Source organism: Prauserella isguenensis, assembly GCF_014191605.1.
GTDB classification, from domain to species: Bacteria; Actinomycetota; Actinomycetes; order Mycobacteriales; family Pseudonocardiaceae; genus Prauserella; species Prauserella isguenensis.
On sequence record NZ_JACHWU010000001.1, the window covers coordinates 1,454,763 to 1,477,671 of the forward strand.

Annotated in this window: 20 protein-coding genes; 13 read left to right on the top strand and 7 right to left on the bottom strand. The window is 69.1% G+C overall.

What is annotated here, in order from left to right; all coding sequences use genetic code 11:
- The first annotated feature begins 22 nt into the window (after positions 1–22).
- Positions 23–1,222 (top strand): NAD-dependent epimerase/dehydratase family protein, encoded by a 1,200-nt coding sequence (locus FHS23_RS06785; protein WP_183649409.1) that lies wholly within the window; start codon positions 23–25, stop codon positions 1,220–1,222.
- A 114-nt stretch (positions 1,223–1,336) separates the two neighbouring features.
- Here the strand turns inward: FHS23_RS06785 and sepH are convergent, their stop codons facing one another.
- Positions 1,337–2,329, bottom strand: coding sequence for a septation protein SepH (gene sepH / locus FHS23_RS06790; protein ID WP_183649412.1), 993 nt, complete (start codon positions 2,327–2,329; stop codon positions 1,337–1,339).
- 356 nt (positions 2,330–2,685) lie between these two features.
- On the opposite strand from sepH, the gene FHS23_RS06795 reads away from it, so the two are divergent.
- Positions 2,686–4,095, top strand: a complete 1,410-nt coding sequence (locus FHS23_RS06795) for an arylsulfotransferase family protein (protein ID WP_343053694.1) — start codon at positions 2,686–2,688, stop codon at positions 4,093–4,095.
- Positions 4,096–4,251: 156 nt separating this feature from the next.
- Here the strand turns inward: FHS23_RS06795 and serC are convergent, their stop codons facing one another.
- Positions 4,252–5,382 carry a phosphoserine transaminase gene (gene serC / locus FHS23_RS06800; RefSeq protein ID WP_183649415.1) on the bottom strand — a complete coding sequence of 377 codons (1,131 nt, stop codon included), beginning with the start codon at positions 5,380–5,382 and terminating at the stop codon, positions 4,252–4,254.
- A 12-nt stretch (positions 5,383–5,394) separates the two neighbouring features.
- The gene (locus FHS23_RS06805) at positions 5,395–6,756 is read right to left on the bottom strand and encodes a serine hydrolase domain-containing protein (protein ID WP_183649418.1); all 1,362 of its coding nucleotides are present in this window, start codon (positions 6,754–6,756) and stop codon (positions 5,395–5,397) included.
- Between the two features lie 91 nt (positions 6,757–6,847).
- On the opposite strand from FHS23_RS06805, the gene FHS23_RS06810 reads away from it, so the two are divergent.
- The 4 genes from FHS23_RS06810 (at position 6,848) to FHS23_RS06825 (ending at position 10,991) form a co-directional block, all read left to right on the top strand.
- Positions 6,848–8,593 (top strand): SDR family oxidoreductase, encoded by a 1,746-nt coding sequence (locus tag FHS23_RS06810; RefSeq protein ID WP_183649421.1) that lies wholly within the window; start codon positions 6,848–6,850, stop codon positions 8,591–8,593.
- A 169-nt stretch (positions 8,594–8,762) separates the two neighbouring features.
- On the top strand, positions 8,763–9,074 hold the full coding sequence (locus FHS23_RS06815; protein WP_183649424.1) for a WXG100 family type VII secretion target: 312 nt from the start codon (positions 8,763–8,765) through the stop codon (positions 9,072–9,074).
- Between the two features lie 15 nt (positions 9,075–9,089).
- Positions 9,090–10,457: a putative T7SS-secreted protein gene (locus FHS23_RS06820; protein ID WP_183649427.1), complete on the top strand. Its 1,368-nt coding sequence runs from the start codon at positions 9,090–9,092 to the stop codon at positions 10,455–10,457.
- A gap of 48 nt (positions 10,458–10,505) precedes the next feature.
- Positions 10,506–10,991, top strand: coding sequence for a hypothetical protein (locus tag FHS23_RS06825; RefSeq protein WP_183649430.1), 486 nt, complete (start codon positions 10,506–10,508; stop codon positions 10,989–10,991).
- A gap of 28 nt (positions 10,992–11,019) precedes the next feature.
- On the opposite strand, the gene FHS23_RS06830 is transcribed toward FHS23_RS06825, so the two are convergent.
- A complete protein-coding gene (locus tag FHS23_RS06830; RefSeq protein ID WP_183649433.1) occupies positions 11,020–11,652 on the bottom strand; it encodes a hypothetical protein in 633 nt (210 codons plus the stop codon).
- A gap of 405 nt (positions 11,653–12,057) precedes the next feature.
- Between FHS23_RS06830 and pdxH the strand changes: the two genes are divergently transcribed.
- The 4 genes from pdxH (at position 12,058) to FHS23_RS06850 (ending at position 16,079) form a co-directional block, all read left to right on the top strand.
- Positions 12,058–12,729 (top strand): pyridoxamine 5'-phosphate oxidase, encoded by a 672-nt coding sequence (gene pdxH, locus FHS23_RS06835; RefSeq protein ID WP_183649436.1) that lies wholly within the window; start codon positions 12,058–12,060, stop codon positions 12,727–12,729.
- An 84-nt stretch (positions 12,730–12,813) separates the two neighbouring features.
- Entirely contained in the window at positions 12,814–13,236 is a 423-nt protein-coding gene (locus FHS23_RS06840) for an SdpI family protein (protein ID WP_183649439.1), read from the top strand.
- Between the two features lie 110 nt (positions 13,237–13,346).
- Positions 13,347–14,651 (top strand): MFS transporter, encoded by a 1,305-nt coding sequence (locus FHS23_RS06845; protein ID WP_183649442.1) that lies wholly within the window; start codon positions 13,347–13,349, stop codon positions 14,649–14,651.
- A 54-nt stretch (positions 14,652–14,705) separates the two neighbouring features.
- Positions 14,706–16,079, top strand: coding sequence for an APC family permease (locus FHS23_RS06850; RefSeq protein WP_183649445.1), 1,374 nt, complete (start codon positions 14,706–14,708; stop codon positions 16,077–16,079).
- A 183-nt stretch (positions 16,080–16,262) separates the two neighbouring features.
- On the opposite strand, the gene FHS23_RS06855 is transcribed toward FHS23_RS06850, so the two are convergent.
- The 3 genes from FHS23_RS06855 to FHS23_RS06865 form a co-directional block, all read right to left on the bottom strand.
- Complete coding sequence (locus FHS23_RS06855; RefSeq protein WP_183649448.1) at positions 16,263–17,807, bottom strand: AMP-binding protein; 1,545 nt, start codon at positions 17,805–17,807, stop codon at positions 16,263–16,265.
- Positions 17,808–17,871: 64 nt separating this feature from the next.
- The gene (locus FHS23_RS23695) at positions 17,872–18,999 is read right to left on the bottom strand and encodes a DUF5938 domain-containing protein (RefSeq protein ID WP_183649451.1); all 1,128 of its coding nucleotides are present in this window, start codon (positions 18,997–18,999) and stop codon (positions 17,872–17,874) included.
- Positions 19,000–19,030: 31 nt separating this feature from the next.
- The gene (locus FHS23_RS06865) at positions 19,031–19,834 is read right to left on the bottom strand and encodes an SDR family NAD(P)-dependent oxidoreductase (protein WP_183649454.1); all 804 of its coding nucleotides are present in this window, start codon (positions 19,832–19,834) and stop codon (positions 19,031–19,033) included.
- Positions 19,835–19,994: 160 nt separating this feature from the next.
- On the opposite strand from FHS23_RS06865, the gene FHS23_RS06870 reads away from it, so the two are divergent.
- The 3 genes from FHS23_RS06870 to FHS23_RS06880 all read left to right on the top strand — a co-directional run bounded on the left by FHS23_RS06870 (position 19,995) and on the right by FHS23_RS06880 (position 22,861).
- Positions 19,995–20,642 (top strand): TetR family transcriptional regulator, encoded by a 648-nt coding sequence (locus FHS23_RS06870; RefSeq protein ID WP_183649459.1) that lies wholly within the window; start codon positions 19,995–19,997, stop codon positions 20,640–20,642.
- Between the two features lie 89 nt (positions 20,643–20,731).
- The gene (locus FHS23_RS06875; protein ID WP_183649462.1) at positions 20,732–21,649 is read left to right on the top strand and encodes an aldose 1-epimerase family protein; all 918 of its coding nucleotides are present in this window, start codon (positions 20,732–20,734) and stop codon (positions 21,647–21,649) included.
- A 6-nt stretch (positions 21,650–21,655) separates the two neighbouring features.
- The gene (locus tag FHS23_RS06880; RefSeq protein WP_183649465.1) at positions 21,656–22,861 is read left to right on the top strand and encodes an amidohydrolase; all 1,206 of its coding nucleotides are present in this window, start codon (positions 21,656–21,658) and stop codon (positions 22,859–22,861) included.
- Positions 22,862–22,909 lie beyond the last annotated feature (48 nt).

Genomic DNA, 22,909 nt, shown 5'->3' on the forward strand with positions numbered 1-22,909 from the left:
GCGACAGGAGGAACGAAAACACATGCGAGTACTGGTTCTTGGCGGCGACGGCTTCTGCGGATGGCCGACCTCCCTGCACCTGTCTGCGCAGGGGCACGAGGTCGCCATTGTCGACAACCTCTCGCGGAGGAAGATCGACATCGAGCTCGAGGCCGAGTCGCTGACGCCGATCCGCCCGATGGGCGAGCGTCTGAAGGCCTGGAAGGAGGCCACGGGCAAGGACATCGCGTTCCACAACCTCGATGTCTCGCAGAACTACCAGCGCTTGCTCGACCTGATCCTCGAGTTCCGCCCGGACGCCATCGTGCACTTCGCCGAGCAGCGTGCCGCGCCGTACTCGATGAAGAGCAGCTGGCACAAGCGCTACACCGTGGACAACAACATGGGTGCCACGAACAACGTGTTGGCCGCGGTGGTCGAGAGCGGGCTCGACATCCACATCGCGCACCTCGGCACGATGGGTGTCTACGGCTACGGCACGGCCGGGATGAAGATCCCGGAGGGCTACCTCAAGGTCAAGATCGACACCGGTAACGGTGAGCTGGTCGACCAGGAGATCCTGTACCCGGCCAACCCGGGCAGCATCTACCACATGACGAAGACGCAGGACCAGCTGCTCTTCTACTTCTACAACAAGAACGACAAGATCCGGGTCACGGACCTGCACCAGGGCATCGTGTGGGGCACGCAGACCAACGACACGCAGCTGGACGAGCGCCTGATCAACCGCTTCGACTACGACGGCGACTACGGCACGGTGCTCAACCGGTTCCTGATGCAGGCGGGCGTCGACTACCCGCTGACCGTGCACGGCACGGGCGGCCAGACGCGCGCGTTCATCCACATCCAGGACACGGTCAAGTGCATCGAGCTGGCGATCTCCAACCCGCCCGAGAAGGGTGAGCGGGTGCAGATCCTGAACCAGATGACCGAGACCCACCGGGTCCGGGACCTGGCTCAGATGATCGCCGACAAGACCGGCGCGAGGGTCGAGAACGTCGAGAACCCGCGTAACGAGGCCGACGAGAACGACCTCCACGTGGTCAACGACCGCTTCCTGCACCTGGGCCTCAACCCGATCACCCTCAACGAGGGCCTGATGACCGAGGTCACCGACATCACGAAGAAGTACGCCGAGCGCTGCGACACCTCGCGCATCCCGTGTGTGTCGACGTGGACCGGCGACAAGTCGGACCGGGTCGGTACGCCGAAGAGCGTCTGACCCGCATCGGCGGAACGCGACACAGTGAGGGCGGCCCACCCGACCAGGTGGGCCGCCCTTCGTGTGTCGACCGGCGGTGCGGTGCCGAGCGTCCGGCGCCCTCGGGGTGGACGCTCAGCCGCGTTGGCTGCGGACGCCCAGCAGGACGTCCTCCCAGGCGGGCACGGGTGTGTGGCCGCCCCGGCGTTTCGGCCTCGGCTTGCCGGGGCCCGAACCCGCGTCGGAACCGGGGGCGGCCTGGCCCGCCGCGGGAGCAGGGCGGGCGTCCTCGTCGTCGGTTCCGCGGCCGTCGATCCCGTTCCTGCCGGTGTCGGACGCCGTGTCGTCCGCCTGCGGTTCGTCGACGGGCAGCGGTGCCTCGATGACATTGCTCGCCGTTTCGCCCTGCCCGTCGGGCTCGTCGAACTCCGGGCAGTCGAACAGCACGGGTTCGAGCTCCTCCGCGGGGACCCCGGGGCGCTCGTGCTCCGTGTGCTCCTCGGCGGCTGCTCGCTCGGTGAGGTCGGTGACGGCACGGGGCGTGCGGAACGACGTCGGGTCGAGGAGCGAGGCGGCAAGGTCGTCGATCGCGGTCACGGTGCCGCCGTGCATGCCGGGGGTGAACGTCCAGTGGGCACGGTTGGACGAACGGCCCGCCGACCAGCGCAGGCAGACGACCCAGTTGCCGTCGTCACCGCGCCAGGCGTCCCATTCGGCCTGGGAGAAGTCGTGGCCGCGCACGCCGAAGGCGTGGGCGACGACCTCGGAGAGGGTCTGCACGTCCGGACCGTCGTCGCGCACGGGGTGCGCCTGTTGGGCCAGGTCGGCGTGCCGGGAGCGTTCGAGCAGCACGGGGTAGGCGAACCGCTCGACGCGGTCGGTCGGGACTCCCGAGGCGGTCGCGACCTGCTCGACCGTCTCGCCCGCGCGGATCCGGGCTTGGATTTCGCGTGGTCGCATCTGGGCCTCCAGCTCGATCTCGATCTGGCCGAGGCGGGTGAGATCCCCGCGGGCGGCCGCGCGCAGCCGCTCGTCCGCGGGCAGGACGAACCGCTCACGGCGCTCGGGGTCCTCGCACACGATGGACTCGCCGTCCTCGTGTAACCCGACCACCCGTAGCGTTCGCATTCCGCCTCCCATGCGCGTTCACGTTCCTTGCCGGCCAACGTTAGAGCGGCGCGTCGACTTGACGACGCAGGCGCGCCGAGTCACGGCGAGATCACGCCCACGTCCGACCCTTGCGCACCGGAAGGCCGGCATGTTCGATGATCACTCGGTCGGACTAGTACAACTCGGAGACGAGGGCCGGCGCCCCATTGGTGCCGGTCGCTGGGGGAAGAAACGGATACGCGAGATGAGCGAGACACGAGTCAGCAGGCGCCGGTTCTTCAGAGGTGCGGGCGTCGCAGGCACCGTCGCTGCGGTTCCCCTGATCAGCGGGTACGTCGGTTACCGGATTCCGGCAGTCGAAGCCCGAGCCGGAGGTGCTGCCTCCGCCCAAGGCGGAGGAGGTGCACACCTTCTACTCGCGGCCCGATCTGCGTCCGCCGAAGATCAAGATGTCGGACGCCGACCCGGACACGGCGCCGCAGGCCAGTCCGCGGCATCTGTTCCTCGGGGTGAAGGACTACCAGGGTGAGGGTGCCGGTCAGGCGGGCATGCTCATCGTCAACCGCCGCGGTGAGCCCGTGTGGTTCGCAGTACGCGACAGGGACGACCAGAAGCCGATGGACTTCCGGATGCAGACCTACCGCGGCCGGCCCGTCCTGACGACCTGGCAGGGCGTGGCACCCATCGGGTTCGGCAAGGGCAAGTGCCTGGTCTTCGACCAGAGCTACCGGCAGATCGCCGAGGTCGACACCGGAGACGGGGTCGCGGACGCGGACCTGCACGAGTTCCTCATCACCGACCGCGACACCGCGTTGATCATGGCCTACAACCCGGTGCAGCGGGACCTGAGCGCCGTCGGCGGACCGTCGGACGGCTGGGTGTCGGACGGCGTGATCCAGGAGATCGACATCGAGACCGGCGAGGTGCTGTTCGACTGGCACAGCCTCGACCACGTCGACCTGGCCGAGTCGCAGCTTCCCGTGGAGGGACAGGGCATGAAGGAGCACCCGTACGACTACATCCACCTGAACTCGATCGGACTGGACGACGACGGCGACCTGCTCGTCTCCGCGCGCAACACGTGGGCGATCTACAAGATCGCGAAATCCGACGGCTCCGTGCGATGGACGCTGGGCGGCAAGAACACCGACTTCCGCCTCGGCAAGGGCGTCGAGTTCGCCTGGCAGCACGACGCGCGCAGGCAGCCCGACGGCACCCTGTCGCTGTTCGACAACGCCTCGTCGCCCCCGCAGGCCAACCGTTCGCGCGGCTTGGTCCTCCAGCTCGACGAGGACGCGATGACCGCGACCGTCGACCGGGAGTACGTGCACCCGGCCGGCCTGCTCTGCGACAACCAGGGCAACCTGCAGCTTCTCGACGACGGGCGCGCGATCGTCGGCTGGGGATGTCAGCCCTACACCTCGGAGTTCGACGCCGACGGCGAGTGGCTCACCGACTGGCGCTCCCCGGAGTTCGTCCAGTCCTACCGGGCCTACCTGGGCGACTGGGTCGGCAGGCCGGACGACAAGCCGGCGCTGGCGGTGCGGAAGAACGCCGCCCGCGGCGTGCTGGTCTACGCGAGCTGGAACGGTGCGACCGAGGTCAAGCGCTGGCGCGTGCTCGCGGGCAAGCGTGCCGACGACCTCTCGGAGGCGGTCACCGTGCCGCGGGGCGGATTCGAGACGGCGATCTCGTGCGACGCGGCGGGCCCGTTCTTCGCCGTCGAGGCCCTGGACAAGCAGGGCAACGAGCTCGGCAGGTCCGAACCGGTCCGCGGCCGCTGAGCTCCTCGGGGCACAGGACGGATCCGGCACACGAACGCTCCGGCACACACGAATGCTCCGGACAGACGGCGGCCCGGCACACCTCGCGTGTGCCGGGCCGCCCGTCGTGTCCGGTGCTCGCCGCGGCCCGGGGGAGTCACCCGCCGGGCAGGCGGTTCACTTGCCGAGCCGCTCCACGACGTACTCGATGCACTTCGTCAGCGCGGTGACGTCGTCCGGCTCGATCGCCGGGAACATGCCGACCCGCAGCTGGTTGCGGCCCAGCTTCCGGTACGGCTCCGTGTCGAGGACGCCGTTGGCGCGCAGCACCTTCGCGATGGCGGCGGCGTCGATGTCGTCGTCGAAGTCGACCGTGCCGACAACCTGCGAACGCAGCGACGGGTCCGTCACGTACGGCCTGGTGTACGAGGTCTGCTCGGCCCACTCGTAGAGGCGGCTCGAGGAGTCCTTCGTCCGAGCGGTCGTCCAGTCGAGGCCACCGCCGGCGTTCATCCAGTCGATCTGGTCGGCCAGCGTCAGCAGCGTCGCGACGGCGGGCGTGTTGTACGTCTGGTCCTTGCGGGAGTTGTCCAGCGCCGTCGGCAGGGACAGGAATTCCGGCACCCACCGGTCGCCCGCGCCGAGCTCCTCGACGCGCTGCACCGCCTTGGGCGACATGAGCGCGATCCACAGGCCGCCGTCGGAGGCGAAACACTTCTGCGGTGCGAAGTAGTAGACGTCGAAGTCCTCGGCCTTCACCGGCAGGCCGCCCGCACCGGAGGTGGCGTCGATCGCCACGAGCGCGTCGTCACTGCCCGCCGGGCGCTGCACGGGCACCGCGACACCGGTCGAGGTCTCGTTGTGTGCCCAGCCCACGAGGTCGCAGCCCGCCTGGTACGAGATCTCGGGGGCGCTGCCCGGCTCGCCCTCGACGATGACGGACTTGTCCAGGAACGGAGCCTTGTCCGTGACCTTCGCGAACTTCGACGAGAACTCGCCGTAGGTGAAGTGCTGCGCCCGCTCGCGTACCAGGCCGAACGCGGCCGCGTCCCAGAACGCCGTCGTACCGCCGTTGCCGAGTACCACCTCGTAGCCGTCGGGCAGGCCGAACAGGTCGGTCAGGCCGGAGCGGACGCGGCCCACGAGGGACTTCACCGGCTTCTGGCGGTGCGACGTGCCGAGCACGTTCGCGCCCTCCCTGGCGAGGTTGGCCAACTGTTCCGGCCGAACCTTGGAGGGGCCGCACCCGAACCGGCCGTCGGAGGGCTTGAGTTCTGCAGGGATCGTCAAGTCAGCGGCTTCGGTCATGTCGGCAGTGTTTCACGCTCGCCAACCCTCGGGGTCCACTCCGCCGGGTACCGGGGCCTTCGGATCGTAGGGAGTGCGGGTGAAAACAAAGGTCGCAAGGTCGAGGTACGCCGGTGTGCCATCGCTCACTCTTCCCACGGTGAGGGTTTCTCCGGCGTAGTAGCCGTCAAGTCCGAGCCACCGGTCGTCGCCGATCGGACGGAAGCGGGAGGCCCGCCCCGCGCCGTCGGCGGGCGTGAGGTTCAACCAGCCGTCCGGCAGCGCGTACAGGTGATACGGCTTCGGGCCCCAGTGCCACAGGCCGGTGAGTTCCAGCAGCCGCGGCTCGACCGGCGACGGCGTCCACTCGGCGGGCAGCGGGGGTTCGTGGTCGTCGGCGATGGAGATCAGATCGGCGGTCAGGCCCGCGATGCCGACGCCCGACGTCGTATTGGCGAACGTGACCGCGCCCGTCTGCGTCGCCGGGTCGATCAGTGTGCAGGCGAGGAACCCCGGCATCGACCCGGTGTGCCCGCACAGGCGCTTGCCGCCGGCCTGGATGAGCTGGAAACCCAGGCCGTAGCCCGCCGTCCACGGGCCGCCGGAGTCGTCGACCGTGGCCGCCTCGCGCATCTCGGCGACGGTTCCCGGGTCGAGTACGTCGCCGGTGCGGCCGCCGGTGAACGCCGTCCACCGCACCAGGTCGTCGAGCGTCGACCACAGCTGACCGGCGGGAGCCATCGCGCCCGCGTTGTGAGCCGGTTCGGGCAGCAGGACGTCGGCGAACGGGTGGACGGCGTAGCCCGTGGCGGCGACGAGGCCGTGCTCGCCGGGCAGGGGCGTGGTGTGACGCATGCCGAGCGGTTCGAGGATCTCGGCGCGCACCACGTCGAGCCAGTCCGTCCCGCGGACGGCGGTGACGAGCCGGCCCAGGACGCCGTAACCGACGTTGGAGTAGTGGAACCGGCGGCCGGGGCGGTGCTTCGTCGCGTCGGCCGTCAGCCTCGCCGACAGGTCGGTCCAGCCGCCGCCGGGACTGCGTTCCCACCACGCGCCCGGCGACTCCGACGTCAGCCCGCTCGTGTGCGACAGCAGCTGAGCGATCGTCGAGCTGCCGAAGGTCGTGCCCGGCACGTGCTTGTCCAGCGGGTCGCCCAGATCGAGCAGACCTTCGTCGCGCAGGCGCAGCACCGCCGCGGCGACGATCGACTTCGTGATGGAGCCGATGCGGTACTGGGTCGTCCGCTCCGGACGGGCACCGTCGACCGTGCCGCGCGATCCCCACCACGTGATCTCGCCGTCGCGCACGACCGCGGCCGCCAGGGACGGCGCACGGCCCTCGGCCTGTTCGGTCGCGACACGGCGGTTCAGCACGAGCTCGGTCGTAGGCAGCATGGCCGAGATCGTAGACAGCTGCGGCCCCGGTGGTGTGCCTACGTCACGAACCGCATCGGCCGGGGTGCCGGCACGGGCTAGGGTGCCGGGCATGGCGACGCAGCGGGTGCGGGTTGACGACGGGGTCGAGCTGGCGGTGCGGATGTTCGAGCCGTCGGGGGACGCGAAGGCCGCCGACGGCCGGATCGACGTACCGGTGCCGACGGTGGTGTGTGTGCACGGCTATCCGGACAACGCCTCGCTGTGGGACGGCGTCGCCGCCGAGCTGGCGGGCCGGTTCCGCGTCGTCACCTACGACGTCCGCGGCGCGGGTGCGTCGACTCGTCCGCGCAGCCGGGACGCCTATCTTCTCGACCGGCTCGCCGCCGACCTGGCCGCCGTCGTCGACGCCGTGAGCCCGGACGGTCCCGTCCACCTGCTCGCCCACGACTGGGGCGCGATCCAGACGTGGCACGCCGTCACCGGTGAGTGGTTGCGCGGCCGGGTCGCCTCGTTCACGTCGATCTCCGGACCCTGTCTGGACCACGCGGGGCACTGGTTCCGCGACAATCTCCGCAGGCCGTCGGCCTGGCGCGATCTCGTCCGGCAGGCCGTGCACTCGGCCTACATCGGCTTCTTCCAGCTCCCGGTCGTGCCCGAACTGGCGATCCGCAGCGGTGTGCTGGCACGCGTGTTGCGCCGCACCGATCCCGACGAACCCGCACCCGTGAAGGCCGACGCCGTCCACGGGCTGAACCTGTACCGCGCGAACATGCTGCGCAGACTCGGCGGACCGGGCGAGCGCCGGGCCGACGTGCCCGTGCAGGTCGTGGCGCCGACCGGGGACGCCTACGTGACGGCTCCGCTGCAGTCGGGCATCGAACGCTGGGTCGACGACCTGCGCGTGCGCCGGATCTCGGGCGGCCACTGGGTCGCGCGCGCCGAACCGCGGCGGATCGCACGCGCTGCGGCCGAACTGATCGACCACGTCGAGGGCGGCGCCGAGGCCCGGTCGCTGCGCCGCAGCCGGGTCCGCCCCCGGCCCGCCGGCAGGTTCGCGGGTCACCTCGTCCTGGTGACGGGCGCGGCGAGCGGCATCGGCAGGGCGACGGCGCTGGCGTTCGCCGACGAGGGCGCCGACGTCGTACTCGCCGACATCGCGCCGCCCGCGGAGGTGGCCGACGAGGTGCGGTCCCGCGGTGGCGAGGCGTTCCCCCGCTCCGTCGACGTCTCGGACGCGGAGGCGATGGCCGAGTTCGCCACGTCGGTGGTGGCCGAGGTCGGCGTGCCGGACGTCGTGGTGAACAACGCGGGCGTGGGCGTCGCGGGGTCGGTGCTGGACACGTCGGTGGCCGACTGGACGCACGTCGTCGACGTCAACCTGTGGGGCGTGATCCACGGCAGCAGGCTGTTCGGCAGGCGGCTCGCGGAGCGGGGCGAGGGCGGCCACGTCGTGAACGTCGCGTCGATGGCGGCGTGGTTGCCGAACGCCGTGCTGCCCGCGTACTCGACGACGAAGGCCGCGGTGCTGCAGCTGACCGAGTGTCTGCGCGCGGAGCTGGCCGCTCACGGTGTCGGGGCGAGTGCGGTGTGTCCCGGGATCGTGCGGACGTCGATCGCCGCCACGACCCGGTTCGCCGGGGTCGACGAGGCCGAACAGGAGGGCCGCAGGACGCGTTCGGACCGGCTGTTCGCGCGCCGGAACTTCGCGCCGGAGAAGGTGGCGGCCGAGATTCTCCGCGCGGTGGAACGGGACCGGCCGGTGGTGGCGCCGACCGCGGAGGCGAAGGTCACGAACGTGCTGTCGAGGTTCACCCCGGGACTGCTGCGGACGGCGGCCAGGCGGCCACCCGTGTGACGCACGGTGACGCGATGCGGACGGCGTAGCGACGTTCCTCTTCGAACCAGAAATATCGGACAAGCTGTCGACGTCCGACGGCAATCTGCCGAAGTTGGCCCCGAGTCCGCGGGCTCATGATTACGATACGTGCATCCGTGTCCGAGACATTGCCCTGTAGGAGTGATCCATGAGCGGGTACGACGTCGACCCGGAGGAGCTGCGGAGCGCGGCACGCTCGATCGACACCGCGGTGGGTAAGGCGGACGACCTGAAACTCGAGGGCCTCGTCGGCAACAAGGAGGCCTTCGGTCACGGCGGCGTCGCGACGGCCCTCACCGAGTTCTGCACGACCTGGCAGCTCGCGGTCGGCCTGCTGCAGGAGAGCGGACGCGGAGCCGGACAGTCACTCGACGGCGCCGCGAGCGGCTACGAACAGGCCGACGAGCAGAACACGATGCGATCGGTACCCGGCCCCGGGCCGCAGGTACCGCCGATGTGACCGGAGCGGGCTGACATGGCTGAACTGGGGTCGACCGAGGACCCGAAGGAACTCATCCCCGGCAACGCGGAGACCGTCAACGGTGCCGCGACCACGCTGCGGGAGCAGGCGAAGAAGTTCTCCGACGTGGCCTCCGACCTGGGCAACGTGCGGATCGACAACTGGTACGGCGCGGCGAGCAGCCGGTTCTGGGACACCTTCTCCGGCGAGAAGCCGAAGTGGCAGAAGGGCGAGGACGCGCTGAACGCGGCCGCGCAGGCGCTGGAGAACCACGCGCGGAGCATCTCGCGGGCCCAGTCCGAGGCGGAACAGGCGATCGCCAAGTACAAGGAGGGCGTGCAGGCCACCTCGACCGCGCAGCAGGGCTACATGGACGAGCACGGTGTCTCGCCCAACGCGCCCGGTGCCACCGCCACGTTCGACGACCCCGGCGAGGCCAAACGGCAGGCGGCCAGGGAGATGCTGGAGCGTGCCAGGGAACAGCTCAGGACCGCGGGCGACGAGAACGCGAAGGCCGTCAAGGAGAAGGGCGGGCACTCGCCGGACGCTCCGGGCTGGCTGACCGGCCCCGCGGACTTCGCCTCGAAGTCGCCGCAGATCAAGGGCAACGTCAACACCGACTCCATGGCGTCGAAGACGCTCATGGACCAGGCGCGTGAGGACGGCGGGCGCTGGAACGACCGCTTCGACCGGTACAACCAGTACGGCCACCAGTTCGACACGCCGGAACGGCGCGGTCCGAACGTCGACGTGACCGTCGCGCAGTCGACGGCGTCCTACGACCTGTGGAAGGCGCAGGCGGCCGGGGCGACCGAGCTCGCGGGTGGCGGCACCGCGTCGGGGTCGGCGAGCGCGAAACTCGGTGCGGACGCGAGCGCGGGCGTCGGCTTCACGCGCGACGGGCTGAAGGGCACGGCCAAGGCCTCGGTCGGTGCGACCGCGGAGGCCAAGGGGCAGGTCAACTACGGCGTCGCCGAGGTCGGCGGTTCCGGTAAGGCGTTCGCCGGCGCGGAGGCGCAGGGCACCGTCGAGGTGGGCGCCGACGGGCTGAAGGCGGGCGCCAACGCGTTCGCCGGCGCCCGGGCCGAAGGCGAGGTCCACGCCGACGTCGGCGGTGTCGGCGCCGGTGTGAAGGGCGAGGCGTGGGCCGGGATCGGCGCCGAGGCCGACGTGCAGGTCGGCATGGACGACGGCAAGTTCGTCGTCGGCGGCGAGGTTGGTGCCGCGCTCGGCGTGGGTGGCAAGCTGGGCGGCGAAATCACCATCGACCCGGGCAAGGTCACCGACACCGTCGGGCAGGCCGGCGACGCCATCGGAGACTTCGCAGGCGGCGTTGGCGGCAAGGCCCGCGACATTGGTGGCGCGCTCAACCCGTTCGACTAGCCCGTACGCCGAAACCCGCGGCCGCGCGCTGCGTGGGAAGGAGAACGAATGGCCACGCAACTTCCGGTGCCGCTGGAGCTCGAGCTCCCGGAAGGGTGGACGTCGGCGCCGCCGGACGAGGTGGACGCACCGGGTGCGGCGTTCGTCGCGCTGCACCTGCCGTCGGCCGACGGTTTCACGGCCAACATCACCGTCTCCGGGAGCATGCGCACCGGTGACAACGTGTTGGAGGAGACGGCCGAGGAATCGCTCGAGCGGCTGGCGAGCGCGACCGCGGGTGCGGCGGAACTGCGGCAGCGGCAGGGGCTCGGTTCGGACGAGGCGCCCGGACTGATGCAGCTGGTCGACCTCACCACGACGGTCGAGAACCAGCCGTTGAAGCTGATCCAGTTCCAGGTCTATCTGCTGCTGCGGGACGTCTCGGACCCGGAGAAGCAGGTCGTCGTCGAGGTCATGCTCACCTGTAAGGAATCGCAGTTCGACACCGTGCTGCCCGACTTCCAGACCTTCGTGTCCAACATCCGCCCGGCCTGACCCCGCGCACACCCGGTGCCGGTGCGGGTCAGGGGACCGTGGGCCTGCCGAGGTCGGCGGGAAGCAGACCGGCCACCTCGGTCAGGTACGCCAGTCCGGCATCCACATCGGACTGTCCGAACGGGCCCTTCTGCTCGTACCACGTCAGCAGCACGTCGCCCTCGAACCGCACGGGCAGCCCCTGGGCGTGGACGGCCGCGCGCAGCGTCGGGTTCAGCACGGTCGCGGCGAAGTCCTCGTCACCGCGCGGCCGGACGTCCTTCTTCGTGGGTGTCACCTGCAGGGTCGGAACCTCGCGTGCGAGCCGCACCACGAACACGCGGTAGTAGCGCGAATACGTCTTTCGCTCGCCGACCGTCAGCGGCGTGGGCGTGTACGCCAGGCACGTGAACTCGCGGCCCGAGGCCACACCGTGGAGCAGGTCTCGGGAGATCCTGTTGCGGGCCGTCTGCGAGAACGGAAAGCCGGTGAACCTGTCGGCGTAGCCGGTTTCCTCCGCCTGGTAGGTCCAGCCGCGCTGCCGGGCCAGTTCGGCCAGTTCGGGGCCGGAGTCGTGGCGGTACGAGTCGTCACGCTTCCGGTTGCGCAGCATCAGGGCGACGACCACCGCGACGATGGCGGCGAGCACGACGACGAACAGGATCGGCGCGAGGACATCCATGCCGGCTCCAACATCTCGGTAGGGGGACACCGCGCACCTTGCCATCCGCCGAGGCCGGTGGATACGGCCCGCGCCGCAGGCGGCACCCTGCGGCGCCCGATCAGGGTGGAATGCCCGGAGGCTCGACTCGGTCCAGGTCCACGTCCAGGTCCAGGTCGACTCCCGGATGCAGCCGAGTGCGTCACGGTGCCCGATCCGATCGTCCAGCAGGCGCCACACACGCCGGGTGACCGGCGGCACGCGGGAGCCCGCAGCTGCTCGCGTGATCGTGTGGCCGTGGCGGTGGTCACCGGTCGGACGGTTTCGCGCGGGTGGCTCCAGGCTCTAACGTCACTTCTCACGGTGCGGTTCGCCCACGTTCGGGGCACCTTCGAAGGACACGGTCTGCGATCGCGGGAGGTTGGCATGGCGGAGCTGGACGACATCGGTGGTGCGGCGGTGCGGTTGCCGGACATGCGGGTCTCGTACGAGGCGGAGACGCTCGACGAGGACTCGCTCGCGCCGACCTGGCACGAACAGCTGCAGCGGTGGCTGGACGTCGCCGTCGACGCGGGACTGCCGGAACCGAACGCGATGGTCCTCGCGACCGCCGACGCCGACGGGATGCCGTCGTCGCGGACGGTGCTGTGCAAGGGTCTGGACGAGCGCGGCATCGTGTTCTACACGAACTACACCTCGGCCAAGAGCCACGACCTGACGTCGACGCGCTTCGCGTCGGTCACCTTCCCCTGGTACCCGCTGCAGCGGCAGGTGACCGTGCGCGGCGAGGTGGAGAAGGTCAGCGCCGAGGAGACGGCGGAGTACTGGCGCGGCAGGCCGCGTGGGTCGCAGCTCGGGGCGTGGGCCTCTCCCCAGTCGACGCGGGTCGAGAGCAGGGAGTCGCTGGACAACCACCTCACGGCGGTGGAGCGGCGGTTCGCCGACGTCGAGGAGATCCCCGTGCCGCCGCACTGGGGTGGCTGGCGGGTACGCCCGGTGAGCGCCGAGTTCTGGCAGGGCCGCAAGGACCGCCTCCACGACCGTCTGCGCTTCGTGCGCACCGACGACGACTGGCGCGTCCAGCGCGTCGCCCCCTGACGCTCCGGCGCCCCTGAGGCGATTCGGCCGCCCGGAGTCGGCGGTTACGGTGCCGAGGGCGTTCGACCGGGAGGGTGATCACTGATGGAGGCGCTGCCCGCGGTCGTCGTGCTGATCCTGAGCGTGCTGGGTTGCGGCGTGGCGATCTACAAATCGACCGACGCGGCTGCGAGTGGTGAACTGCCCAACAACGGAAGCGTGGGCATCCGCACCCGTGCGACGCGGGAATCGCTCGAGGCCTGGCGCGCGGGACACGAGGCGGCACTGCCCGCAGCGAGGAAGGCGTTGCAGGTCGGCTACCTCGGGGCGGGATTCGGCGTGCTCGGGCTGGTGGTGTTGCTCGCCACCGACCTGCCGATCCTGCTCGGGATCATCGCGCCCGGAGTCTGCCAGCTCGTCCAGCTCGGTTACTGCGGCTACGCCGTCTCCTTCGCCAACCGTGCCGCCCGTGCAGTCACGGCCTCGGCGGCTGATGCGGGTACCGATTCCGCGACCGGCGACGCCTGAGCAGTCCGCCGCACCCGCTCGGAGGCTCGTGCCGTGGCGGAGGGAGCATCCGTCTCGACGTGAGCGGCACCATCGGCCACAACCAGTTAGTTGTCGTACGCTAACGAGTTGTGAGTGATCGGACCGACGACAAACCTCCGGCGGCAAGGAAGCGCCTCGGTTCGATCGTCATCGACAGGCGTCCGCTGAAGATCCCGGCGTTCCGCAGGCTGTGGATCTCGTCGCTGGTGACGGCCATCGGCAGTCAGCTGACGGCGGTCGCCGTGCCGAAGCAGGTCTTCGACATCACCGGGTCGTCGGCCTACGTCGGCCTGACCGGCGTGTTCGGCCTCGTCCCGCTGCTGATCTTCGGTATCTGGGGCGGCGCGATTGCCGACACCGTCGACCGCCGCAAACTCCTGGTCGTCACCAACACGGGCATCGCCGTGACGGCGTGCCTGCTGTGGGCGCAGGCCTACTTCGACGTCGGCTCCGTGTGGGTCGTGCTCAGCCTGCTCGCCGTCAACCAGGCGTTCTTCGCCGTCAACATGCCCACCCGCAACGCCGTCGTGGCACGTCTCGTGCCGACGGAGCTGCTGCCGTCCGCGTCGGCGCTCACCGGCACGATGACCACGTTCGGTGCCGTGTTCGGTCCGCTCGCCGCGGGGGCGCTGCTGCCGATCGTCGGGTTGTCCGTCCTGTACCTCGTCGACTCGGTGGCGTTGCTCGTCGTCGTGTGGGCGGTGTGGCGACTGCCGGCGCTGCCGCCGCAGGACGGACGGGTGCGCCGCGCCGGGCTGCGGGACATCAGCGACGGTTTCCGCTACCTGGGGGCGCAGAAGATCCTGCTCGCCTCGTTCGTCGTCGACATCGTCGCGATGGTCGCCGGCATGCCGCGGGCCCTGTTCCCGGAGATGGCGGAGCGCACGTTCGGCGACCCCGCGGGCGGCGGTCTCGCGCTGGGCTGGCTGTATGCGGCGATCCCGCTCGGCGCGATGCTGTTGTCGCTCATGTCCGGCTGGGCGAGCCGGGTGAGCAGGCACGGTGTGGTGGTCGTGGTGGCGATCGCCGTGTGGGGCCTCGCCATCGCCGGATTCGGCCTGTCGCAGGCGTTGTGGCTGTCGATCCTGTTCCTCGTGGTCGCGGGTGCGGCCGACATGGCGAGTGCGATCTTCCGCATGGCGATCCTGCAGACCGCGGCGACCGACGAGATGCGCGGCCGGACACAGGGTGTGTTCACGGTCGTCGTCGCCGGCGGGCCGCGCGTGGCCGACCTGACGCACGGCTGGGCCGCCGCCGGGGTGGGCACCGGGGCGGCGGCGACGGGCGGCGGCCTGCTCGTCCTCGTCGGCCTGCTCGTCGCGGTACTGTTGATCCCGGCGTTCTGGCGTTATCGCGCGCCTGTGACCAGCGGGAACGTATCGGACGATTCGTAACCGAACCGAGACCTGCCGCGTGGGGGTCGGTGGGCGTGCGGCACACTTTCCCGCATGTCGAACGCGGGCGTGACGGACGAGTCCTCGCCGACCGGGCAGCCCCCGCTGAAACGGGTCCTCGGGTCGAAACTGCTGCTTTTCTTCGTGGTCGGCGACATCGTCGGCACCGGCATCTACGCCCTCACGGGGCAGGTCGCCGGACGGGTCGGCGGCGCGCTGTGGCTGCCGTTCCTGTTGGCGTTCACCGTCGCCTTCATGACGGCGTTCTCGTACCTGGAGCTCGTGGGCAAGTATCCGCGGGCGGCGGGCGCGGCGCTGTACACGCACAAGGCGTTCAACGTCCGGATGCTGACGTTCCTCGTGGCGTTCGCGGTGATGTGCTCGGGCATCACGTCGGCGTCCTCGGCGGCCGTGGCCTTCGGCGACACGTACCTGGCCGAGTTCGTCGACCTGCCGATGCCGCTGATGGCCATCGCGTTCGTCGTGGTCCTCGCTCTGATCAACTTCCGCGGCGTGCGCGAATCGGTCACCACGAACGTCGTGCTCACGTGCATCGAGATCGCCGGGCTGCTGATCATCATCGGCGTGGGCGTCTGGGCCGTGCTGGGCGGCAACGGCGACGCGAGCAGGCTCACCGAGTTCAACACGCAGGACCAGACCATGCTCGTGGCGATCACGTCCGCGACCTCGCTCGCGTTCTTCTCCATGGTCGGCTTCGAGGACTCGGTGAACATGGCCGAGGAGACGAAGGATCCGGCGCGGGTGTTCCCGAAGGCGATGCTGTGGGGCATGGTCATCGCCGCGACGATCTACATCCTCGTGTCCGTGACGTCGTCGCTGCTGGTGCCCGCCGAAGGGCTCGAGGCGGCCGAGAGCGGCGCGCTGCTGAAGGTGATCGACATCGGCGCGCCGGGAATGCCGCGCGAGATCTTCTCGGCGATCGGCCTGTTCGCCGTCGTCAATTCGGCGCTGATCAACATGCTCATGGCCAGCAGGCTCGTGTACGGCATGGCGAACGAACGGATCATCCCGAAGGTGTTCGGCGCGGTGCACCCCGCACGCCGCAGCCCGTGGGTGGCGATCGTGTTCACGAGCGCCCTCGCGATCGCGCTGGTGTCCGCTGTGGACATCGACGTGCTCGGTGGCACGACGGCCTTGCTGTTGCTAGTGGTGTTCGCCGTCGTCAACGTGGCCGTGCTGGTGCTGCGGCGGGATCCGGTGCCGCACAAGCATTTCCGCGCGCCGACGGTCGTCCCGGTACTGGCGGCCGTGTTCTGCCTGTACCTGGCGAGTCCGCTGTCCGGCCGTCCGCCGCGGGACTACGTGGTCGCCGCGGTCCTGCTGGCGGTCGGCCTCGTGCTGTGGGCCGTCAACCACTTCGCGATGCGCACGCTCCAGCAGAGGCGGCACACCGGCTCGTCGCGGTAGGCAACCTCGGCGGAGGCTCGCCAGCTCCACCCGATCGTGCACGAGAACACCGTCACCTGACCGGAACGGGCACCCTCGCCGAGTCGGCGCTGGTTGGTGACCCGCGCCGCGCGGTCGGCTTGCAGGGCGCGTTCGAACCACGACAGGCCGGGCGGGCAGTGCGGCTCGGCCGCGAGCTGGCCGTCATGGCTCGGTTCGCGTGGTCATGGCGTTCCTGATCTCGTGCTTGAGTACCTTGCCGATCTTCGAGCGTGGCAGGTCCGACCAGATCTCCACGTGTTTCGGAGCCTTCACGCCACCCAGTCGGTCCTTCACGAACGCGGTCAGTTCGTCGCTCGTCGCCCGCCGCGAAGGGCGCAGCTGAACGACCGCCGTGACTCGTTCGCCCCATTTCTCATCGGGGAGTCCCAGCACGGCACAGTCCTGCACGGCGGCGTGCTCCGTCAGTGCCTGCTCGACCTCGATCGCGTAGACGTTGAAGCCGCCGGTGATGATCATGTCTTTGGCGCGGTCGACGATGAAGAGAAAGTTGTCCTGGTCTAGGTAGCCGATGTCGCCCGTGTGATGCCAACAGTGCTCGCTCACCTTCTCCGTGGCCGCCGGATCTTCGTGGTAGCCGGCCATCACCAGCGGGCCACGTACGACGATCTCTCCGTGTCGGCCTCGGGGAAGGAGCGTGCCCGTCTTGTCCATCACGGCGACCTGGACCAGCGGGGACGGCCGGCCGGCCGAGCCGAGCCGTTCGGTCGCCACCGAGCCGTCGGCGCGGAAATGGTCGGCGGGTGCCATGGTGGAGATCATGTTCGGTGCCTCGGTCTGGCCGAACAGCTGACCCATCACCGGGCCGATCCGGACCAGCGCCTCCTGCAAACGCGTCACCGACATCGGCGCGGCGCCGTACCAGAGGCAGCGCAGTGAGCTCAGTTCCGTCGAGTCGAGGTCCGGATGATCGAGCAAGCCGTAGACGACGGTCGGAGGCAGGAACGCATGCGTGATTTCGTGCCGTTCGATCAAGCGTAGGAACTCGCCGAGATCAGGCTCGGGCATGATCACGATCTCACCTCCGCGACAGAGGATCGGGAACGTGAGCACTCCCGCGGAATGTGTGAGTGGCGCGAGGGCGAGATAGCGCGGCCGGTCGCCGAACGGGTAGCACATGAGCGTCGACGCGGTCGCTGTCGCCATGTTCTCCTCGGTCAGCCTCACGCCCTTCGGTCGCCCCGTGGTTCCGCCCGTCCCGGCGAGCATGCACAACTGATCCCCTGAGGGATGTACCTCCTCAGGTTCACGGTCGCCGAGCGCCAGCCACTGGGCGAAGGTGACCGCGCCCTCAACCTCTCCGTCGAGACACACCAGAGTCGTCAGCTCGGGCAGGTCCTCGCGGATTCTGGCTACCAACGGCGCGAATCGTTCCTGAAAGAACAAGCAGCGGCAGCCGAACAGGTCGAGCAGTTGCCGATTCTCCCCGGCCTCGTTGCGGGGGTTGACCGGACACCACACCGCGCCGGCGCGCGAGATAGCGAAGACACACGTCAGCGCCGTCGGGTCGTTCGCCGAAAGCACAGCTACCCGGTCGCCACGACGGATCCCTGAGTGCTGTAACGCACCGGCGATCCGTCGCGACCGGTCCACCACTTCGGAATATGTGAGTGTTTCGCCCTTCATCGTCAGGCAGGGCGATTCCCCTCCGAGAGAGGCACCTTTGTCCAAATAGTCGACCAGTCGCACTGCTCACCTCCTACGAGAGCTGAAGCCCGCGCCGACCGCCGAAACCGGCGGCCGGCGCGGGAGATCACCGATGGACTTCGAGAATGGGCTCGAGCACGAGTCCGAACGCACGGAGAGTGCCGAGCAGCTCGCGGTGCCCGAACGCCTGGCAGCTCGAGGCGAATCCCGTCCGCCTCGGCCGATCCTGAAGCAGGTGGGAGGTTGCGTGTGCGTTCAGTAACGCTGTCTGCTTGTAATTGCAGTTGCCGTGAATGACACAGTGTGCCCGCCCCAACGGCCCCGAGGCATGCACTGAATCCAGTGAAGTGTTGATCCGCGGGTTCTCGCGCGGTGGCATCTCGCTACGCACGGCTGCCGACTGATCGTCGATGATCTGGTACTTCTCCTCGGTCGACTTGCCTTCCATGAGTTCCAGCGCGCCCGTGACGATCTGGGGCACACCCTGCATCAGGGCCCTGTCGAAGACGCCACCGAGCGCACGCGCATTGGCCACCCGGGGATCGTTCTTGAACCACAGCGGGTGTGAGGTCCCGCCCCACGGCAGCGCAAGGCAGAGCTCGTGGCGCCCGGGCACGACCACTTCGTAGACGCCGGCGTCGGCGGGCCATTCCACGTACTCGTTCTGTTCGAGGTAGTAGGCCTTGGCGAACGCGGCGTTGGTGAGGATGGTGTTCGTCGAGGCAACCGTCGGATAGCCCTTCCAGAACACCTCGATATCCAGGGTGTCCAGACCAGGGTTCTCCAGACAGAGGTTCGCCGCGATCTCGCCGATGGTGTACATCTGCGCGAGTCCCGGTGTGAGCACCAGCTGCTGGGCCGCGAACTCCGTCCCGTAGCGCTCCTCGGCGTCGATCATCCAGTTCTGCTCGCCGTTGGTGTCGGTGTAGTGCGCACCAATTCGCAGGCAGGCCTGCACGACCTCGTGTCCCCACCGAGCGAACGGCCCGACAGTGTTCAGTACGACCTTTGCGCCGCGGAATGCCTCGGTCAGTGCTTCTGTGCTGTGCTCGACTTCGATCACTTCGTGCTCGACCGTGTCGATCCCGGGAACCGCCGAGACCGCCTCGTTCACGCGTTTGAAGTCTCGACCGGCCGCGAGGAACGGGATGCCGTACTCACGCAGGTACTCGCAGATGAGCCGTCCGGTGTAGCCGGAGGCGCCGTAGACTACTACGGGCTTGTCGGTAGCCACGAATTGTTTCCTTTCGTACGAAGAAGAACGGTCACATGCCCATGCCGCCGTCGACCGGCAGTCCCGCGCCGGTGATGAACTTGGCGTCGTCGGAGGCGAGGAACACGACGGCGTCGGCCATGTCGTCGACCTGCCCGAGGCGGCCGCTCGGGGTCTGTTCGATGACGGCCCGAACGGCTTCGTCGGCCGAGCCGAACAACCCGATCTCCGCGCAGTCCATGGCGAGTTGATTGCCCATGGCAGTAGGCGTCAGCCCCGGGTAGACGCAGTTGACCCTGACGCCGTAGCCGAGCTTGCCCGATTCCGCGGCCGCGACTCTGGTGAGGCGGTCGATGGCGGATTTCGTCGCCGAGTATCCCGCGATGCCTGGGAATGCGATCGTCGCCGCGACCGAGGAGATGTTGACCACCGCGCCACCGGAGCCCGCCGTGCCGCCCGGGCGCATCGCGCGAAAGGCGTGTTTCACCCCCAGGGCCGTTCCGAGCACGTTCACATCGAGCATCCGCCGTAGCTCGGCGGCCTCGATGTCGACGAGCAGGCTCGTGACCTCGAGGCCCGCGTTGTTCACGACCAGATCCAGCCCGCCGAGTGTGTTGACGATGTTCGGTATCGCCTCGGTCCACGCGGCGTCGTCGGTCACGTCGAGCTCGACGAACTCGGCCGTAGCACCCTCATCGCGCAGCGACTGGACTGTCTCCTTGGCCGAGTCCGCCAGCACGTCGGCGACGGCGACGGCCGCGCCCGCCCGTGTCAACGCCGCAGCCATTCCGGCTCCCAGTCCCCTCGCGCCGCCCGTGACCAGCGCTTTCCGCCCAGCCAGGCTGTGACTCGTCATGCAAACCTCCTCATTGAGATGCGTCGCAAGTCACAGTAGCAACTATTGGACGGTCGTCAAGATTTTATTGGACAGATGTCAAAGTAGTTCCAGTGGGAGAGCACTAGACTGCGCTGTCGGTACCGTGGGTGTCGGAACCCGAACAGCTGGCGGAGGAGTCGTGACCGAGGTCGCCGAGACGAAGCAGGATCGGATCGCCCGCCGTCAGGTCGACAAGTTCGACGCGCGGCGGACCGAACTCGCCATCGCAACGCTTCACACGCTCGCCGAGTTGGGATATGCCCGCACGACTCTGCGGGAGATCGCGCAGAAGTCGGAGTTCTCGCACGGCGTTCTGCACTACTACTTCGCGGACAAGCGTGACCTGCTCACCGAGGCTGTCCGGCAGTACGAGGCGCTGTGTGTGACGCGCTACGACGACGTTGTGGCACAAGCCGTCACCGCGGAGCAGTTGTGCCGGGAATTCACCGACATGTTTGTAGCGACGCTGCGGGACGACGCTCCGCTGCATCGCCTCTGGTACGACCTGCGGAACCAAAGCCTGTTCGACGAGTCTTTCCGCAAGGACGTGCTCGAGATCGACGAGCGCCGGGAGGAGATGATCTGGCGCGTAATCGCGCGGTACGCAGAGCTGCGGAACCGTGAGCCGGCAATCTCTCGAGCAACGGCCTACTCGGTACTCGACGGCCTTTTTCAGCGAGCTCTACTGGGCGAGTTCGCCGGAGCGGGCGAGCCGGCGAGGGCATTGAAGAGGGAACTACCGCGGGTGCTCGAATTGCTGGTGACCGGTCGGCCGGAGCTCGGCTGAGGTCATCGAGCCGCCGCTCTCCGGGCAGACCCCGGTATCGAGGGCAGCGTCATGACGGTAGCCGGCCGTACCCGACTACGGTGGCGCTCATGGCCAATCCGACCGGGGAACAGTTCGAACTCCTGCGCGGCAACGCGCGCGCCGTCATCACCGAGATCGGTGCGGGACTGCGATCGCTGACGATCGGCGGGGTGCCGTACGTCGAGACGTTCGCCGAGGATGAGCAGCCGCCGAAGGGCGCGGGCCAGGTGCTCGTGCCGTGGCCGAACCGCACCGCCGGTGCGCGGTGGACGTTCGACGGCGTGGAGCAGGAACTCGAGGTCACCGAGCCCGCTCGCGGCAACGCCATCCACGGCCTGGTGCGGCATCAGGAGTGGGAACTGGTCGAGCACGCCGAGTCGTCGATCACGTTCGGCTGCGACATCGGCGCTGCGAAGGGCTGGCCGGTTCCGCTGCGCACCGGCGTCGTCTACGACCTCGCACCGCGCGGGCTGACCGTCACCCACACCGTGAGCAACGAGGGTGACAAACCGGTCGGTTTCGGCGTGGGGACACACCCGTACTTCCGTATCGGCGAGGTGCCCACCGACGAGCTCACCCTGACGCTCTCCGCCACGCGCGTGCGGCCGTTCGACGACTCCGTGAACCCGCCGTTCGCCGAGGAACAGGACGTCGAGGGCACCGCCTACGACCTGCGAGGCGGCCGCATCGTCGGTGGACTGGACCTCGACACGGCGTTCACCGGGCTGGAACGCGGCGAGGACGGGCTGCACCACGTGTGGTTGAGTCACCACGACGGTGTGCTGGACATCTGGTCCGAACCGGACTTCCGCTGGGCGCAGGTCTTCACGCCGCCGGACTTCCCCGGGCGCGGGCGGGCGATCGCGATCGAGCCGATGACGTGTCCCGCGGACGCGCTCAACTCGGGCACGGATCTCATCACGGTCGCACCGGGAGAGACGTGGCGCGGTTCGTGGGGCATCCAGACCACAGATTCGTTAGCCTAACGAACTATGACTACCGCAATCACGAACGGATACGTGGTCCCCGTCGACGGTGACCCGATCGACGGCGGCACGGTGTTGATGGACGGCGGCACGATCGTCGCCGTGGGAACCGACGTCGACGTGCCCGTCGACGCCCAGGTCGTCGACGCCGCGGGCCAGTGGGTGCTGCCCGGGTTCATCGACGCGCACGCCCACCTCGGTGTGCACGAGGACGGCGAAGGCTGGTCCGGCGACGACACCAACGAGATGACCGACCCGAACGGTGCCCGCTTCCGCGCCCTCGACGGGATCGACCCGTACGAACCCGGGTTCGACGACGCGCTGTCGGGCGGTGTCACGAGCGTGGTCATCAAGCCCGGCTCCGGCAACCCGATCGGTGGGCGCACCGTCGGAGTGAAGACGTGGGGCCGCACCGTCCTCGACATGACGTTCGCCGAGGACGTCAGCGTCAAGAGCGCGCTCGGCGAGAACCCGAAGCGCGTGTACGGCGAGAAGGACAGGACGCCGTCGACCAGGCTCGGGGTCGCTGCCACCCTGCGCGAGGCGTTCACCAAGGCGCGCAACTACGTCGCCCAGCGCGACCATGCGGCCGCCGAGGGCAAGCCGTTCGACGTCGACCTGACCATGGAGACGCTGGCCGCGGTGCTCGACGGCGACCTGTACTGGGACCAGCACACCCACCGCGCCGACGACATCGTCACGGCCGTGCGGCTGGCCGAGGAGTTCGGCTACAAGCTCGTGGTCAACCACGGCACCGAAGGCCACCTGATCGCCGACTTCCTCGCCGAACACGAGGTCCCGGTGATTCTCGGGCCGCTGTTCACGTCGAGGGCCAAGGTCGAACTGCGGAACCGGTCGATGCGCGCCGCCGGGATCATGGCCCGCGCGGGTGTGAAGCTGGCGATCACGACCGACCACCCCGTGGTGCCGATCCACTTTCTCGTCTACCAGGCGGCATTGGCGGTGAAGGACGGCCTGGACCGCGAGACGGCGTTGCGCGCGCTCACGGTGCACCCGGCGGAGATGCTCGGCCTCGGCGATCGCATCGGTGCGCTCAAGCCCGGCATGGACGCCGACGTGGCCGTGTGGTCCGGCGATCCGCTCGACGTCATGAACCGCGCGCGGCGCGTGTTCGTCCGCGGTCGCGACGTGTACGAGTTCGACGGGTCCACGGGCGAAGGCGTGGTCGCCGACCGCCGCTATCGCGAATAACGCCGACGCACGCGCCGGCTGCAGCTCCCGCGTGTCCTGCCTTCGTGC

Coding starts and splice junctions, on each gene's coding strand:
- FHS23_RS06785 (WP_183649409.1), top strand. CDS start 23: ATGCGAGTACTGGTTCTTGGCGGCGACGGCTTCTGCGGATGGCCGACC.
- sepH (WP_183649412.1), bottom strand. CDS start 2,329: ATGCGAACGCTACGGGTGGTCGGGTTACACGAGGACGGCGAGTCCATC.
- serC (WP_183649415.1), bottom strand. CDS start 5,382: ATGACCGAAGCCGCTGACTTGACGATCCCTGCAGAACTCAAGCCCTCC.
- FHS23_RS06805 (WP_183649418.1), bottom strand. CDS start 6,756: ATGCTGCCTACGACCGAGCTCGTGCTGAACCGCCGTGTCGCGACCGAA.
- FHS23_RS06810 (WP_183649421.1), top strand. CDS start 6,848: ATGGCGACGCAGCGGGTGCGGGTTGACGACGGGGTCGAGCTGGCGGTG.
- FHS23_RS06815 (WP_183649424.1), top strand. CDS start 8,763: ATGAGCGGGTACGACGTCGACCCGGAGGAGCTGCGGAGCGCGGCACGC.
- FHS23_RS06820 (WP_183649427.1), top strand. CDS start 9,090: ATGGCTGAACTGGGGTCGACCGAGGACCCGAAGGAACTCATCCCCGGC.
- FHS23_RS06825 (WP_183649430.1), top strand. CDS start 10,506: ATGGCCACGCAACTTCCGGTGCCGCTGGAGCTCGAGCTCCCGGAAGGG.
- FHS23_RS06830 (WP_183649433.1), bottom strand. CDS start 11,652: ATGGATGTCCTCGCGCCGATCCTGTTCGTCGTCGTGCTCGCCGCCATC.
- pdxH (WP_183649436.1), top strand. CDS start 12,058: ATGGCGGAGCTGGACGACATCGGTGGTGCGGCGGTGCGGTTGCCGGAC.
- FHS23_RS06840 (WP_183649439.1), top strand. CDS start 12,814: ATGGAGGCGCTGCCCGCGGTCGTCGTGCTGATCCTGAGCGTGCTGGGT.
- FHS23_RS06850 (WP_183649445.1), top strand. CDS start 14,706: ATGTCGAACGCGGGCGTGACGGACGAGTCCTCGCCGACCGGGCAGCCC.
- FHS23_RS06865 (WP_183649454.1), bottom strand. CDS start 19,834: ATGACGAGTCACAGCCTGGCTGGGCGGAAAGCGCTGGTCACGGGCGGC.
- FHS23_RS06875 (WP_183649462.1), top strand. CDS start 20,732: ATGGCCAATCCGACCGGGGAACAGTTCGAACTCCTGCGCGGCAACGCG.
- FHS23_RS06880 (WP_183649465.1), top strand. CDS start 21,656: ATGACTACCGCAATCACGAACGGATACGTGGTCCCCGTCGACGGTGAC.